We start from the raw sequence: 16,053 nt of genomic DNA, 5'->3' as shown, positions 1-16,053 counted from the left end.
ACATTTAGATACCTTCTGTCAAAAGAGTTATTTATATTCATAATAGTCCTGAGAATGATAGCTTCGAAATCCACAAGACTCATAAAGTTTAAGCGCTCGAGCATTTTTTGCTTCTACTTCTAAAAAGATAGAAAGGCCTTTTTCCTTTTCCATTTTTACCACTTTGGATAATGCCCTTCTGCCAATTCCTTTTCCGCGAAGCTCTGGAACAACAACGAACCCGTAAATCCATGCTTCTCCATCGGTTTCAGAAACTCTGATTTTCCCCGCTGTTTTTCCATCTACCTCAATAATCATGCGTTTATCACCAGCCTGCTCCGTTATGGTGTTAACGTAATCTCGAGCATCCTCCTCAGCTATACCAAAGCCTAAAACATCAAGCTCTATTTCTATTTCTTTATCCTGATCATAATCATATGGTCTTAAAGAAATCGCAGCATCCTCTATTAAATCTTCCTTATGCCATTTCATTTGATGTTCCGAAAAGGCATAGGAACATGGTAGCTTCTCTAGAAATACTTTTGCACTCTGCGATGCAGCAGGAGCATTCAATAATATACTCGTAGCTTCTCTCTGTCTTGCTGTTTCTAAGCCTTCTTCCAGCAAAGCTGTAAAAATCCCGTTCCGGCGAAAATGTGGATGAACCATACCACACAACTCAACTTTTTTGCCAAAATAGTAGCTCCCTAAAAAGCCAACTAGTTTGCCGTCTACATAATAAAAAAAGTCCTCTTTCTTTTCTCCATTTCGATTTTCGAGCATATCAAAGTTAAGCTTTAACTCAAAACCTTCTTCTTTCTCACAAATATCCTTAAGCTCTCTAATTTCAGCAATTTGTTCTTTTGACAGCATATTGATTTCTCCTCTATTTTAGGATGTCACTGCATTTTTATCTGTATTTCCTGAAAAATTTCTTATTAATGAAAGGGAATGATTTTCCTGAGATTGTTTTCCAAATTACCACATTCTCTATTTCCCTGCCATTCGCCCTCTATGACAACATACTGACAATTGCCGCTGTTTAAATAGTTGTAAATAATATAAGCTTCGTCTATTTCTGCTTTATCTAAAGTGCCAATAAACAGATTCTTTCTTGAAAGATATGTGCAAATCTGCCTCTTCACCACTTGCATATCAAAATGATTTGCTTCATATATTTGCCGGTATAAAATTTGATTTCGTCTAATCAGAAATAGCTTTATCCGGCCATTATCTAAGTACTCGACTGCTAGAAAAAGACGATTATCTACCATAATATTTATTACTGTTTCTGTTTGCAGAATCGTCTTTATTTTGGCAATGGTATCTCTTATTTCCGCTGCTTTCTCAAACTCAAAATTACTAGAAGCTTCATTCATTTCAGCGGACATCTCTTCTAGTATTCTAGTATCCTGTTTTTTAAATAAAGAGATAAGACGATGGATAATTTGTTGATACGTTTCTTCAGCTATTGGATTGAAGCAAATCCCTATACACTTTCCGATTGTATAATTGAGACAGGGACTAGTACTGTTTGTCGTATTGGAACAATCTATTTTATAAAATGATTTGATTCCTTTTATCGCATTTTCTACTGTTCTTTTACTAGTGAAAGGACCAAAATAATAATGAATATCTTCCTTCTCCAATTCATTTACAATCTCCATACGGTAGCTGCCCTTCTGGTATCGGAATATGATGTAGTTGTATGCCTTTGTCGCTTTCATCATCCGATTGTACATGGGCTGGATCTCTTTTATTAACTTACATTCCAGCATTAATGCCTCAAACTCCGTGTCTGTGACAATAAAGTCAAAATCCTTTATATGCTTCACTAATTTTTCTATTTTACCAATCCGATTTTTCGAATGCTGAAAATAAGAAGAAACTCTATTTTTTAATCTTTTGGATTTGCCAACGTAAATGATTTGTCCAGAGGAATCCTTCATCAAATATACCCCTGGAGATGCGGGCAGATTTTTTATCTTTTCTTTAAGCTCCAAGTCTATTCCTCCACTGAACCATTTAAAAAGTAGTCATTTTAATTCCATAGTTCTTTGTATCAATCTCTACTTCTCCCCCAATGGGAAAAGTAAAGAATGGTTGGATATGACCAAAATCCACATCATATAATACAGGGATTTGCTGCAAAAGAGGATGTTTATCTAAAATAAACAAAAGCTGCTCTTCTGTCATTTTCGAAGCTCGCTGAAATCTCCCAATTACTAATGCTTTAATTATTCCTGCTGTCTGCAACAAAGAGGTTAAATCTCTTGCGAATGTTTCTGGAATGGTTAATTCATCATCTTCTACAAATAGAATGCCATCTTTAAGATTAGGCATATATTCTGTTCCCTGCAGTAAATTTAAGGTACATAGATTACCACCAAACAATTGCCCTTTTGCACTTCCCTCTTGGTATACCCTCCAGCCTCCAGGTTCATATTGGCGATTTTCTTGATCCAAATACCACGCATCATCTGTCCACACATCAGAAGGCTCTATGATAAACGCACTAGTTTCCATCAAGCATTTCCGGAAATATTCTGTTTGGTATTCCTGTAGCTTTTCCATTTGGAAGCTAGAAAAGTGTGGACCAGAATAGGTAATAAAATCAGCCTTGGTTGTAATCGCAGTTGCTAAAGCGGTTATATCACTATACCCACAAAGCATCTTAGGGTTAGCTTTTATTAAATCAAAATCTAAATAAGGCAACAGCTCATTGCTGTTAAATCCGCCAATGACCGTTAATATTCCTTTTACATTTTGATCCCGAAAAGCATCATGAATATCCTCCACCCGATGCTCAATCGTGGAGGAGAATTGTAAGTCAGATTCAAAAATATGCTTCCCAAACGTCACAACAAAGCCAAGATTCTCTAATCTTTTCTTTGCTTGCTCTATTCCCTCTTCTGATAAAATTGCTGCACTTCGACTAGGGGCAATTACTCTAATTTCATCGCCCTTTTGTAGCTTAGCAGGTATTCTCATGTCTGTTCCTCCTCTTTCTTCTTATTAAAGCATAAATAATCTTATATTTCTGTAACTTTCAAGTTGGATCAAACGTATATTTTAAACAAGAAAATTACTTCTTGTTTAAAAAGGAGGAATATCTATGTTTGTGTTTTTTTTCATCATCGGTATCATCTCGATCTTCATCGCGGTGACAATGATCGGAGCGTGGCCAGATGGCAGGCAGCACAGAAACCACCATTTCACAGAAACAAAAGAAGATCGCGCATTAAACATAAAAATATCCATGATAGCCTTTCTAATTGGTGTAGTCTCATTAGCAATAGCTGGAATAATTAATTATTTTACAAATTAAAAGGGGAATAACCCCCTATAGCTCCTTCATTTGCTTCGTTAATTCCAGAAACTTTCTATCTAATTCCGCATATTCCTTATCCTTTGGTGTCATAAAGCTTAATTTTCCTAACACTTCTTGTCTTTCTGTCTCCAGTTTTAGCCGTAATTCTTCTTTATTATCTCTATCCCGTTTTGGAGACTCTGTCCATTGCCTTTGAACCGTTCCATTACCTATGATTAGCTTACTTGACGTTGTTTGCTCTAGGAAATAACGGTCATGGGAAACAATAATAAGTGTTCCATTATACTGGGATAGCGTTTTTTCTAATTGCTCTCGGGAAGGTAAATCAAGATGGTTGGTTGGTTCATCGAGTATGAGCACATCTTTTTCTTCTAAAATATAAGCCATTAATTTGCATTTTACCCGTTCTCCCATGCTCATACTTTTTATTGGTTCCTTCCATTGAGACGCCATAAACCCTAAATGTTTCATCAGTGTTTGTACTTTTCCTCTTTCTTTAAATGTTTCTTTAAAGAATAGCTGTTCTGGTGTTTCCTCTAAAGGAAGATCGAATACTTCCTGTGTTAGATAGCCGATAGTGGCTGTCGGTGAAATCCAGACTTCTCCATTGGCCTTTTCTTTTCCTAAAATAATGTTTAATAAGGTTGTTTTCCCACTTCCATTAGATCCCATAATCGCAACCTTTTCCCCATGCTGAATCGTTATATTCACCTTTTCAAACAACATTTTAGAGTCAAATGCTTTGGATAAATCTTTAATTTCCAAAAAGCGTTTCCCCTTCTTTTTATTCGCTTCAATCGAAAAAGCTACCGTATACTCTTCGTCTAAACGTTCCACTTTATTTTTTTCCAGCTCTTTTTCTAAACGTTTTTGCTTTGATTTGACTTGAGCATCCATTCGTTTGGCCTTTGTGCGATAATATTCTTTTGGGAATTCTTGTTTTGTTGATTGGGCATGTGCTTTCTGAGACCAAGAGGTGAGCTCCTTCATTTGTCCTTCCACTTGTTTAATCTTCTTCTGCTGTTTATCATACTCCCGCTGCTGGGTTAATCTCTTTTGCTCGCGTGCCTCCATATAGCTTGTATAATTCCCTTTATGTTCGATAAGCTGTTTATTTTCAAGCGACCAGATTTTCGTCGTAACTTTATCCAAGAAATAGCGGTCATGAGAAACGATAATAATGGTTCCTTTATATGCTGTTATTAGTTCATGAAGCAGTGCCATACTTTGTTCATCTAAGTGGTTGGTTGGTTCATCTAATAGCAATAAATCAGCATCATGGGCAAAGCCTTTACCAAGACGTGCTTTTAATTTTTCCCCGCCACTCATTACTCGGAAGTCCTTTGTCGGCACCTGCCATTTCTCTAATAGCTTCGATTCCAAAAAAGTTTCTTTCTCTAAGTCATAATTTTCGGTCTCCTGTTCAACCATTTTAACCGATAAGTCTTCCTTTACCCACTTAATATGTCCATCTGTAGGGACAATTTCTTTATTTATTAACTGCAGTAAAGTCGATTTGCCTGCACCATTTTTGCCAATAATCCCAATAACTTCTCCTTGCTGTACACTTGCATTTATATTTGTAAAAATAGTTGTATCGAGCACTTCATATCCGATATTGATTAACTTTAAGAGTTCTTTCATATTATCAATCCCTTTCAGAAGGGAGAAAAAAATCCTCCCAAATTTTCTCTGGAAGGATTAGCCGTACCTAATTATTTGCTCATTCACACCATACATAACCGATATACAAAAAGCGTGCATATCGACCAATCATTGTGCACATACCATTAGAGATATGCTTGAAAAAGCGATTTATGGAAATGGGCAGACTAATCCTATTTTTTGTTCCATTTGAAATGTATTTCATTCAAATTTTGGAAAAATAAGATTAGTTCTTCATCGTTCACCCATCATCCCTTTCGTTATAAGTAACTGTAGTATAACATACTTGCCCTTAAGGAATCCAGCGTCTTAAAAATAATTGGTAAATTTTCTCTTAATATTCCTATCTGTACAAGATCAAAATTGTTTAGTATTATTTTAATTATGTTTTGTTAGGTAATCTAACATGTTATACCAGAACTTTATAACCTTAAGAAAAACGAAAAGGAGTTGCACGAATGAAAGAAAAGAAAAGGATGTCTAAATTAGTTTTATTCTTCGTAGTTATCTTAACTATGCTGAATATTATTTCTCCTATATCAAAAGCAGAAGCAAAGGAGAAAGTATATCAGATTGCAACAGATATTACATTTGCACCATTTGAATTTCAGGATGTAAATGGCGACTTCGTCGGAATCGATATGGATTTAATGGCTGCTATTGCGAAAGATCAAGGTTTCAAATATGAAATGAAGCCACTTGGATTTAACGCAGCTGTTCAAGCACTTGAATCAAAACAAGTGGATGCTGTTATTGCCGGGATGAGCATAACAGAAGAACGACAAATGAAATTTGATTTCTCGGAACCCTATTTTGATTCTGGTATCATTATGGCCGTCGACAGCGATAATGATAAAGTCTCCTCCTATAAAGACTTGAAAGGTCAAAAGGTTGCTGTTAAAACAGGAACAGAGGGTGCAAGCTTTGCAGAAAGCATCAAAGACAAATATGGTTTTTCCATCGTAACATTCGATGATTCTGCTAATATGTACGAGGAAGTAAGAACTGGAAATTCCGTGGCTGTATTTGATGATTATCCAGTATTAGCATATGGAATCAAGCAAGGAAATGGCTTAAAAAGTGTAACAGATAAAGAAGCAGGAGCCTCTTATGGATTCGCTGTTTCCAAAGGACAAAATACAGAGCTTCTTGAAATGTTCAACACTGGATTAGCCAATCTAAAGGCATCTGGAGAATATCAAGAAATATTAGATAAATACTTAGAAACTGGATCAGATGAAGAAGCTAAGAGTGGCTTTTTTGGTTTATTAAAAGAGAGCTTCCCAAGCTTATTATCTGGTTTAAAAATGACACTTATCTTAACAGTCGTTTCTCTATTAATTGCAACTGTACTAGGAATTATCTTTGGACTATTACGTATTGCAAAAAGTAAAGTTTTACGAACAATTGCTGGTATATACATTGATATTTTCCGAGGAACACCATTAATTGTCCAAGCATTCTTTATTTACTTCGGAATTCCAGCAGCTCTTGACTTCCGAATTACAGCAGTTGCTGCCGGTCTTATTACATTAAGTTTAAACGCTGGTGCTTATATGGCTGAAATTGTTCGCGGAGGAATTCAATCCGTTGATAAAGGGCAGATGGAGGCTGCGCGCAGTTTAGGACTTCCTTATGGAAAAGCAATGAGAAAGGTAGTGCTTCCACAGGCTATCCAATTAATGATTCCAGCATTTATTAACCAATTTGTTATTACACTAAAAGATACGTCTATTCTTTCCATTATCGGTATTAACGAATTGACACAAAGCGGAAAAATTATTATTGCAAGAAACTTAGAATCATTCCAAATGTGGCTAATCGTCGGAATTATGTACTTTATCGTCATTATGATTCTAACAAAAGTATCAAATCGATTAGAAAGAAGGATTAAAAATGGCCAAGCTTAATGTGACGAATCTGAAAAAATCATATGGTAATCTTGAAGTTTTAAAATCGATTGATTTACAGGTAACAGAGGGCGAAGTTGTTTGTTTAATCGGTCCTTCTGGCTCCGGAAAAAGTACCCTTCTTCGCTGTTTAAATATGTTAGAAGAAGTTACAAGTGGCGAAGTTGTTGTAAATGACTTTAAATTAACGGATAAAAAAAATGATATTAACAAAATCAGAGAAAATATCGGAATGGTGTTTCAGCATTTCAATCTTTTCCCACATCTAACGGTTTTGGAAAATATCACCCTTGCTCCAGTTGATTTGAAAAAAGCAACGCCACAGCAAGCAAAGGAAAAAGCCTTACAACTATTAGACCGTGTCGGCTTAAAGGATAAAGCTAATGAAAATCCTTCTAAATTGTCTGGCGGTCAAAAGCAAAGGGTTGCCATTGCACGCGCCCTTGCGATGAACCCTGATATTATGCTGTTCGATGAGCCAACAAGTGCACTTGATCCTGAAATGGTCGGAGAAGTATTAAACGTTATTAAGCAATTAGCTCAAGAAGGAATGACGATGGTAATTGTTACACATGAGATGGGCTTCGCTAGAGAAGTAGCAGACCGCGTAATCTTCATGGATAATGGCTATATCGTGGAAGAGGGCACACCACAAGAGATTTTTGGAAACCCACAAAATGAGCGTACAAAAGATTTCTTGAATAAAGTATTGTAAAGCTAATGGGGACAATTATTTGTCCCCATTTTTATTCCTTAAAATGCTTTTTCCCCCACTCTCCCATTAAATCAAGAATAGGAATAAAGCTAACTCCCTTTTCTGTTAAGGAATATTCCACTTTGGGAGGCACTTCTTTATAAACTTCTCTGTGCACCATTTGATCTGCTTCTAATTCTCTTAACTGCCTTGTTAAAATCCCTTTTGATATGCCAGGCAATAGTCTTTGCAATTCATTAAACCGTTTTGTCCCCTGACTTAAATGCCATAAGATAATAATCTTCCATCTTCCCGCCGTTAAATTTTGTGTATAAGTTACAGGACAAAAACCCTCCTCATCGATTGAGACAGATTCATTTTGAACAAAAAAACGTGCCATTTTCTCTCTCCTTCCAATGGTACTATTTATGTGACTATGTTATAAAAAAATAACTACTTTCATTTTTTTTACTATGAATATACTATATACCTATATTGGATATCCAACAACACATCTTGTTAAAGTCGTTGGGTTATAATGAAAGAAAAACATTAATTGGAGGGAATTTCAAATGAAACTATTAGTAACAGGCGCTACTGGTAAACTTGGATCTAAAATCGTAAATGTTTTATTAGCAAAAGTACCTGCTGATCAGCTTGCTGTCAGTGTACGCAATCCAGAAAAAGCAGAGGATTTACGCGCAAAAGGCGTAGATGTTCGCCATGGAGATTTCGATCAGCCAGAAACTTTGGCAGCAGCCTTCAAAGGAATCGATCGCCTATTAATTATTTCAGCAGATGGAGATACAGAAACTAGAATTCGCCAACACAATAATGCTGTCGATGCTGCTAAAAACGCTGGTGTTTCCTTTATCGCATATACAAGTATTGTGAATGCACAGGAAAGCACTAACTTCCTTGCTGAAGTTCATAAAGCAACAGAGATTGCTATTCAAAAAACAGGTATCCCTTATTCCTTCTTACGTAATAACTGGTACCTAGAAAATGAGCTTTCTACTATTCAAGGAGTTCAAAGTGGAGCACCGTGGGTTACCTCTGCTGGCAGCGGAAAGGTCGGCTGGGCTCTACAGCAGGACTATGCAGAAGCTGCAGCAGAAGTGCTAGCCGGTGAAGGACACGAAAATACGATTTATGAACTTTCTGGCAAACCTTTATCACAAGAAGAGATCGCTGCTGCTGTTAGCCAGGTGATTGGAAAAGAAGTACCTGTCCAACATGTAGATGACAGTAAATATGCAGAAATAATGACACAAGCTGGCATACCAGATTTTGTTGTTCCTATGCTTGTAGCAATTCAAAAGGATATTCGCGAAGGTACTTTAGACATTGAAAGCAATGATTTTGAAAAATTGCTGGGCCGTTCGGAAACACCTGTAGTGGATGGAGTTAGAAAGCTTATTTCTAATTCTTAATAAACAGGAAAGGGGACACAAAAATCGACTGTGTCCCTTCTTTCATTTCATCAAATGCTTAATCTTCTCCTCCGTCCCTGTTCCATCAACAGGCGTATAAATACTACATCTTAAATCATTTGCGCCATGAACTTGTAAGGAGGTTAAATTATAAATCATTTTTCCTGCCTTGGAATGGCGAAATTCAATTAATACCTCAGGAGCAGAACTTACTTCACTTTCATTCCACATCCTATTAAAGTCTGGATAGTTCTTTTTCATGTCTTCGATAAATTCTTGATACCACTCATCGGCCATATATTGTCCTAAATAAGTGCGAAAGATGGAAATAAATCCTTTTACAAAGTCCTCCCAATTAACTGCCAATGCTCTTAGTTCTTTTCTGGAAAAAAGCAATTCGATGAGATTTCTTTTTTCCGATGGGATTTTTTCAAAGTCTAGGAATACTTGCTTGGCGGCTTCATTCCAGCCGACGATAAAAGAACGGCGATCCGTTATAATAGTTGGACAGTAGCGAAGTTCCTTTAAAATTCTTTCTAAGGCTGGAGTCATCATGTCTTCTTCCGCCTCTTTAGGAAAAAAAGAATTTCCCTCCTCAAACGCTAATCCATATACATATTTTCGCTCATCCGAATTTAATTGCAGCGCATCTGCTACTGCTTCGAGAACAGAGATAGACACTTTAATATCTCTACCTTGCTCTAGCCAGGTATACCAGGTAGTGCTTACTCCAGCTAATTGTGCCACTTCCTCACGGCGGAGTCCTGCTGTTCTTCTTCTCGTTCCAGCTGGGAGTCCAACCATTTGCGGCTGTATCTTAGAGCGCTTTGTTTTCAAAAATTCCGAGAGTGCTTCTAGCCTTATATCTCTATTCATATCCATTCTCCTTTTTAAGCTAGTACTATTTATACTAGTATAAACTACAACTTGTAATAGGATAAGAAAAGGATACAATAAAGAAAAAAGGAATGGGGGAAAAATCGTGAAAAGAGTTGTTGTCACTGGAATGGGAATTATTTCACCGTTAGGAAATAACGTGGATGAATATTGGCAGAACCTCTTAAAGGGTGAATCGGGAATCCTTTCTATCGACCATTTAGATGTATCTAATTCCAAAACAAGAATAGCTGGAGTAGTAACTGACTTTCATCCAGATGAAAGATGGGGAGCAAAAGAAGCAAAAAAATTGGACCGATTTAGCCAGTTTGCGTTAGCTGCTGCAGAAGAAGCCTTAACAAATTCACAGTTAGACTTAGATTCAATAGATAAAGAGCGAATGGGTGTTTATGTAGGATCAGGAATCGGCGGTTTGACCACCCTTATCGATAATGTAAATACATTGAATCAAAGAGGTCCTAATCGAGTCAGTCCTAACTTAGTACCGATGATGATTTCCAATGCAGCTGCAGCGCAAATTAGTATTAAATTCGGAGCTCAAGGTCCTTCCCTCTCTCCGGTAACAGCTTGTTCCATTGGAAATACATCGATTGGGGAAGCCTTTCATACGATTCGAAATGGTGATGCAGATGTGATGGTTGCGGGCGGAGCGGAGGCTGCAATTACGAATCTTTCCTTAGCAAGCTTCGGGAATGCCAGAGCATTATCGACAAGAAATGACGAACCTGCTTCAGCAAGTAGACCTTTTGATAAAAATCGAGATGGATTCGTGATGAGTGAAGGGGCAGCTATTTTAGTAGTGGAAGACTTGGAACATGCTATAAAGCGTAATGCTCCCATTTTAGCTGAAATCATTGGATATGGTGCAAGCTCAGATGCCCATCATATGGTGGCTACCCATCCAGAAGGAAGAGGAGCATATCTTGCTATGAAGCGGGCATTAACTAAAGCAAATATTTCTCCTTCTGATGTAGATGTGATTAGCGCCCATGCAACCAGTACGCCTGTCGGCGATCTCTCGGAAACATTAGCGATTAAGAAATTATTTGAAGAAGACGCCTATAAAATCCCTGTGACAGCTAATAAGTCCATGCTTGGTCATATGCTTGGTGCTGCTGGTGGAGCGGAAGCAATTGCTTTAGTACAGAGCTTGAGAGAAGGGATTATCCCGCCAACTACTAATTTGGAAACTCCAGACCCAGACTGTGATTTAGACTATGTTCCAGAAGGAGCAAGAAAAGCCGGAATATCCATTGGTCTCTCTAATTCCTTTGGCTTTGGCGGTCATAACTCAGCAATTTTGTTAAAGAAATATTAATAGAAAAGACTAGGAAAAAGGAATGAATCCATTTCCTAGTCTTTCTTAATAGATTAAGCAGCCAGCTTGTTTTTATCGGTGCTTTCTTTATCCAAAAAGGCAAAGTAAGGAATCAATAGTCCCACTAAAGATACAGTAGTAATTATTGCTCCAATTAAAACGTATAAAGGCCGGATCCCCCATAATTCACTTAATGCTCCGCCTGCTATTACGCCTAGCGGCATCAGCGCTCGAATGATAAAGGATCGGACCGAAATAATTTTGCCCATTAAATGATTGGGAACGGTTTGCTGACAAATCGTAATATTATGTATGCTGAAAAATGCCATGGTGATGCCAGCAACGATTTCCGTTACGATGGCTGAAATGAGCGAACTTGTTATTCCTAAATTAATGTATGTCACTCCTCCTATTAATAGTGCCCCTAGCATCAAGCGTCTCCGTGATTGGATTTTGATTTTGCCAACAAGTAAGGTTCCAAACATATATCCTAAAGGAAAACCCGCCATAAAATAACCGTACATGGCATTATTTCCATTTAGCACTGTTTTAATATAGGGAATATTAATCACCATTGTGACCCCTACCCCAAATTGAACAAATGCTAAAAAAATCCCTAACCACACAATCGTTTTTTGTTGAAAAAAGTAGCGAACCCCCTCCATAAATTCCACTGCCCATGTTTTTCTTTCCACTTTCGCTTCTCTTACTTCCATAATCCCCAGCAAAAGACATCCACTAAGCATCAGCGCCGTACAAATAAACAATAAAGTACTGCCAATTCCGATATATTCAATGACAATCCCTGCCACAACTGGCGCTGCGAACGTCATTAATCTGGCCATCCCTTCTACATAGGCATTAGCACTACTTAATTGCTCTTTCGAAACAAGATTAGGCAGTATGGCTTGATTAGCAAGAGAATAAATCGGAGTTATTAATCCAATGATGACTTGAACAATATAAACATGCCACGGTACTAATGTGTCTGTTACAAACCCAATGAGAGGAAAAAGAAATATCATGCCTCTACTCCAGAGAGCAAAAATCATCATCCATTTTCTACTCCAACGATCAAGGTATGGCCCAATAAAAAGCTGAAGGATGAGAGAAGGCAGAAAATATAATAGCCACATACTGCCTAATGCCCAAGATGAACCAGTAATTTCATAGATTAATAACGAGTTGCAAAAGGTCCCAAAGGCTCCCGCTAACTCCGATATCCCATTTCCAATCCACATAAACGTGAATGATTTATTGCGAAAAATATTCAAATGAACACCACTTTCTTTGGTTTGGTGAGTTGATTGGTGATTTGGCTTCTCATCTTGGATGCTTTGGCTGATATTTTCCCAGTTTGACTGATTCTCTCCCCGCTTTGGCTGATATTTTCCCAGTTTGGCTGATTTCCCCCTCCCTTTGGCTGATATTTTCCCAGTTTGGCTGATTTCCCCTCGCTTTGGCTGATATTTTCCCAGTTTGGCTGATTCTCTCCTCCCTTTGGCTGATATTTTCCCAGTTTGGCTGATTCTCTCCTCCCTTTGGCTGATATTTCTCTAGTTTGGCTGATTCTCTTCCCGCTTTGGCTGATATTTCTCTAGTTTGGCTGATTTCCCCCTCCCTTTGGCTGATATTTTCCCAGTTTGGCTGATTCCCTCCTCCCTTTGGCTGATATTTTCCCAGTTTGGCTGATTTCCTCCTCCCTTTGGCTGATATTTCTCTAGTTTGGCTAATTTCCTCCCCGCTTTGGCTGATATTTTCCCAGTTTGGCTGATTTCCTCCCCGCTTTGGCTGATATTTCTCTAGTTTGGCTGATATTTTCCTAGTTTGGCTAATTTCCTCCCCGCTTTGGCTGATATTTTCCCAGTTTGGCTGATTCCCCCCTCCCTTTGGCTGATATTTTCCTAGTTTGGCTGATTTCCCCCTCGCTTTGACTGATATTTCTCTAGTTTGGCTGATTTCCTCCTCCCTTTGGCTGATATTTTCCCAGTTTGGCTGATTCTCTTCCCGCTTTGGCTGATATTTTCCCAGTTTGGCTGATTTCCCCCTCCCTTTGGCTGATATTTTCCTAGTTTGGCTGATTCCCTCCTCCCTTTGGCTGATATACCCTCCAGTTTGGCTGATATACCACCTCCTTTAGCTAACTCCTCTCCCTACTCTAGATAAGATATCCCTCCTTTCACTCTTTAATTCTTTAATCTCCTTCAAATCGTTTATTGTTGAATGTATTGCTCTAATTCTTTTGCTAAAGAGGTAATTGCACTCCTTTTTAATACATATTTTCCATCTTCTATTCCTACTAGCTGTGCTGATCTCAATATTTTTAAATGATGGTGAATCGTGGATTTTCCCATTTCTAATTTTTCTGTTATGTCTTGGAGCGTTCGACTTTGTTCAAATAATAGTTTTACCATTCTTAGTCGAACTTCATCGCCCAATGCCTTGTGCTTTAAAACTAGAAAGTTACTCGGCATATATTTATCGCTCGGCGAAATACTTTCATTGGAAACCGGGTAGTAATAGACTTTTGTCCCTTCTATATCTGCTGTAATATTCCACGGACGATAGATGTATTGAGGAATGAGTAATACTTTATGAACACTCGGCTCGGGTGTATATCGTATTCCTCCTGTAGCCCATTCTACAAATTCTTCTGGATTCATTTTCTGTCTCATTTTTTCCTTTATGGAGACATCTGTTTGTAAAATGGATGTAAGTTTTTCTCTATCTGGTTCTATAACTGCTTCATACCATCCACTCATCACGGTGATGAGATGCTGCTTTAATTGCTGAGAATCAACTTGGCAGATAAAAGAAATATAGGTTGGGAAAAAAGGGTTATCTTTTGTAGCTTCTTTTAACTGTTCTATCGCTTCTCTGCTTCTAGCGGCTGCTTGCTCTCTGATAGGTTGATGGCTTTCACTTATAAACGGAATACATTGATAGATTAATTCTCTCTCCGTTAGTTTATTTATATATTCAGTAAATACGTCCAGACTCGCAAAATCCTGTTGATGAAGTAATTGCAGTAATGCTTTCCATGTATTATTCGCTTCTACGTAGTCTAGTTGCGCTTGTAAATTCTGAGAAAGGTTTGTTCGGACATTTTTCCAATAACTCATCGGCTGATCTAATGAATCTAGTAAACGTTCATTGGTAATCGCAGCGATCCCCAATGCACATTCCCATAATAAAGAATAATTCATTTCAACTTGATATGTTTCTTGTTTCCGACCTGTTGTACTAAATACTTTCATTAGCAAAACACCTCCATCTATTTTCTTTTATTCTAAATCATTCGAATTATACATTCAATATTTTTAGAATATCTCATTCAAAAAACTCGACCTATTGGTTAAGGTCGAGTTTTCGATAAATGACATTTACTCTTTTTCTAAATGGCTTTGAATACGAAATAAAGATTTATTTTTATATATAATCATACTGACCAATGCAAGGAGAACACCTGAGAAAACGAAGACTATCCTTACCCCTAATAAGTCTGCCAGTAACCCCATCAATAAGGAGCCTATCCCGAAAATCCCTGTACCAATTGCTCCAAGAGAAGTGTACACGGTTGATAGCTGTTCTTTGGGGACGCTGGTTTGAATAACAGTTTGCTGCGGTATACTTTTTATTTGTGTAACAATACCAACACCGAATGATATACCTAATGCAAGGATAGGAATGCTGTTTAAACTAAATAAAATCGTTAGTAGAAAGCTTATAAAAGAGCCTGCTGCTAAAAACGCTCCTAATTTTCTTTCCACAAAAGAAGAATAGTTCATGCAATAGAGACTTCCCAAAATTAATCCTAAAAAGAATGTTCCATTCATAAAGCCCCACCACTGTTGGTCCACCTTTAAAGCATCCTGAATAAACACGTATAAAACAGCTGCAATCCATACCGTTCCAGCGAGACTTTCTAAAGATTCCACGAAAGCCATTTTTCTTAACACAGGCGTATGAAACAGTGTTTTCCAGCCCGCTTTTATTTGTTCTAGTTTCCCCGCTGACTCTATTGTTTTCCCATCTACGTTTTCTAAAAGGCATAATAAACAACTTGAGACAAAAAATAAACAGCAAACAAACCAAATAAGATTCTGTGGACTTAAAAAAAGAAGAAACAAGCTTCCTACAAACCACATTCCGGCCTGAATCAGCTGTGTCACTGTTTCTACCATCCCATTTGCTTTCATTAATTTTTCCGGTCTAACATAATATGGAATTAAAGTTCTTGTAATTGGATTGGCACAGCCATCAAGAAATGCGATAAGACCTATAATCATAAAGATGATAAAGTAATTCGCTTCTGTTATTCCTGGTAAGATAAACCCTAGTAGTAAGAGCAATCCGGTCTTTCCCATTTGGGATCCAGCTAATAACCGATTCAATCGAATTTTTCTCACGAAAAGTGGTGTTAAAATACTTGATATAAACATACTAGTTGTAATCGTAAACGGCACAAATGATGCCGCTGTTGCTGATTCCTTTACGGTATAGATCAAATTAATAATACTCACCATATAGAGGACATCCCCTATATTGGCAAAAGACTGCCCATTCAATAATAATGTAAAGTTCTTATTTAATTTCATGCTTTATCCCCCGCTAATTAAAAAATAATTAAGTTATTCATTAATAACGGAGATTATTAAATTGGACAGTTCATTCTGATACATACTCCTTCTAAGTAGATAAGCCAGGGGGATAAGGCATATTCTAAGATTTTGTTACACTCATCTTATCATAAAGGAGTAACTTCTTGCTTCTGTTTTTAAAGGAAATAAGCTTTTTGATTAAACAAACGTTTGATTCTACTAATA

The 16,053-nt window shown here is 37.5% G+C and carries 14 protein-coding genes; 5 read left to right on the top strand and 9 right to left on the bottom strand.

Annotation, left to right across the window (positions count from 1 at the left end):
- Nucleotides 1–27 precede the first annotated feature (27 nt).
- From MHH96_RS09575 to MHH96_RS09565, 3 genes are all read right to left on the bottom strand, one after another.
- Complete coding sequence (locus MHH96_RS09575) at nucleotides 28–852, bottom strand: GNAT family N-acetyltransferase (protein ID WP_061800605.1); 825 nt, start codon at nucleotides 850–852, stop codon at nucleotides 28–30.
- Between the two features lie 65 nt (nucleotides 853–917).
- Nucleotides 918–1,982 (bottom strand): UvrB/UvrC motif-containing protein, encoded by a 1,065-nt coding sequence (locus MHH96_RS09570; protein ID WP_061800603.1) that lies wholly within the window; start codon nucleotides 1,980–1,982, stop codon nucleotides 918–920.
- Nucleotides 1,983–2,004: 22 nt separating this feature from the next.
- Nucleotides 2,005–2,970: a S66 family peptidase gene (locus MHH96_RS09565; protein WP_061800600.1), complete on the bottom strand. Its 966-nt coding sequence runs from the start codon at nucleotides 2,968–2,970 to the stop codon at nucleotides 2,005–2,007.
- Nucleotides 2,971–3,094: 124 nt separating this feature from the next.
- Between MHH96_RS09565 and MHH96_RS09560 the strand changes: the two genes are divergently transcribed.
- Nucleotides 3,095–3,307 (top strand): DUF5316 family protein, encoded by a 213-nt coding sequence (locus tag MHH96_RS09560; protein ID WP_061800598.1) that lies wholly within the window; start codon nucleotides 3,095–3,097, stop codon nucleotides 3,305–3,307.
- A gap of 15 nt (nucleotides 3,308–3,322) precedes the next feature.
- On the opposite strand, the gene abc-f is transcribed toward MHH96_RS09560, so the two are convergent.
- Nucleotides 3,323–4,954: a ribosomal protection-like ABC-F family protein gene (abc-f, locus tag MHH96_RS09555; RefSeq protein WP_144545398.1), complete on the bottom strand. Its 1,632-nt coding sequence runs from the start codon at nucleotides 4,952–4,954 to the stop codon at nucleotides 3,323–3,325.
- Nucleotides 4,955–5,490: 536 nt separating this feature from the next.
- Here abc-f and MHH96_RS09550 point away from each other — a divergent pair.
- Together MHH96_RS09550 and MHH96_RS09545 are read left to right on the top strand one after the other, a co-directional pair.
- Nucleotides 5,491–6,885, top strand: coding sequence for an amino acid ABC transporter substrate-binding protein/permease (locus MHH96_RS09550; protein ID WP_235850288.1), 1,395 nt, complete (start codon nucleotides 5,491–5,493; stop codon nucleotides 6,883–6,885).
- On the top strand, nucleotides 6,872–7,600 hold the full coding sequence (locus MHH96_RS09545) for an amino acid ABC transporter ATP-binding protein (RefSeq protein ID WP_095330890.1): 729 nt from the start codon (nucleotides 6,872–6,874) through the stop codon (nucleotides 7,598–7,600). Before MHH96_RS09550 ends, MHH96_RS09545 begins: the two co-directional genes overlap by 14 nt.
- Nucleotides 7,601–7,631: 31 nt before the next feature.
- Here the strand turns inward: MHH96_RS09545 and MHH96_RS09540 are convergent, their stop codons facing one another.
- A complete protein-coding gene (locus tag MHH96_RS09540; protein ID WP_047941655.1) occupies nucleotides 7,632–7,979 on the bottom strand; it encodes a winged helix-turn-helix transcriptional regulator in 348 nt (115 codons plus the stop codon).
- Nucleotides 7,980–8,151: 172 nt separating this feature from the next.
- On the opposite strand from MHH96_RS09540, the gene MHH96_RS09535 reads away from it, so the two are divergent.
- Nucleotides 8,152–9,012: an SDR family oxidoreductase gene (locus MHH96_RS09535; RefSeq protein WP_144545400.1), complete on the top strand. Its 861-nt coding sequence runs from the start codon at nucleotides 8,152–8,154 to the stop codon at nucleotides 9,010–9,012.
- Nucleotides 9,013–9,054: 42 nt separating this feature from the next.
- On the opposite strand, the gene MHH96_RS09530 is transcribed toward MHH96_RS09535, so the two are convergent.
- Entirely contained in the window at nucleotides 9,055–9,888 is an 834-nt protein-coding gene (locus MHH96_RS09530) for a helix-turn-helix transcriptional regulator (RefSeq protein WP_095330886.1), read from the bottom strand.
- A gap of 106 nt (nucleotides 9,889–9,994) precedes the next feature.
- Here MHH96_RS09530 and fabF point away from each other — a divergent pair, with 106 nt between their 5' ends.
- Entirely contained in the window at nucleotides 9,995–11,227 is a 1,233-nt protein-coding gene (gene fabF / locus MHH96_RS09525; protein ID WP_341117156.1) for a beta-ketoacyl-ACP synthase II, read from the top strand.
- A gap of 53 nt (nucleotides 11,228–11,280) precedes the next feature.
- Here fabF and MHH96_RS09520 read toward each other — a convergent pair whose 3' ends face one another.
- The 3 genes from MHH96_RS09520 to MHH96_RS09510 form a co-directional block, all read right to left on the bottom strand.
- Nucleotides 11,281–12,501, bottom strand: a complete 1,221-nt coding sequence (locus MHH96_RS09520) for an MFS transporter (RefSeq protein WP_082810095.1) — start codon at nucleotides 12,499–12,501, stop codon at nucleotides 11,281–11,283.
- A 939-nt stretch (nucleotides 12,502–13,440) separates the two neighbouring features.
- Complete coding sequence (locus MHH96_RS09515; protein ID WP_144545406.1) at nucleotides 13,441–14,484, bottom strand: ArsR/SmtB family transcription factor; 1,044 nt, start codon at nucleotides 14,482–14,484, stop codon at nucleotides 13,441–13,443.
- 126 nt (nucleotides 14,485–14,610) lie between these two features.
- On the bottom strand, nucleotides 14,611–15,825 hold the full coding sequence (locus MHH96_RS09510; RefSeq protein WP_341117155.1) for an MFS transporter: 1,215 nt from the start codon (nucleotides 15,823–15,825) through the stop codon (nucleotides 14,611–14,613).
- Nucleotides 15,826–16,053 lie beyond the last annotated feature (228 nt).

Source organism: Niallia sp. FSL K6-0212, assembly GCF_038007605.1.
Lineage (GTDB): Bacteria > Bacillota > Bacilli > Bacillales > Cytobacillaceae > Niallia > Niallia circulans.
This window is presented reverse-complemented; position numbering and strand designations above follow the sequence as displayed.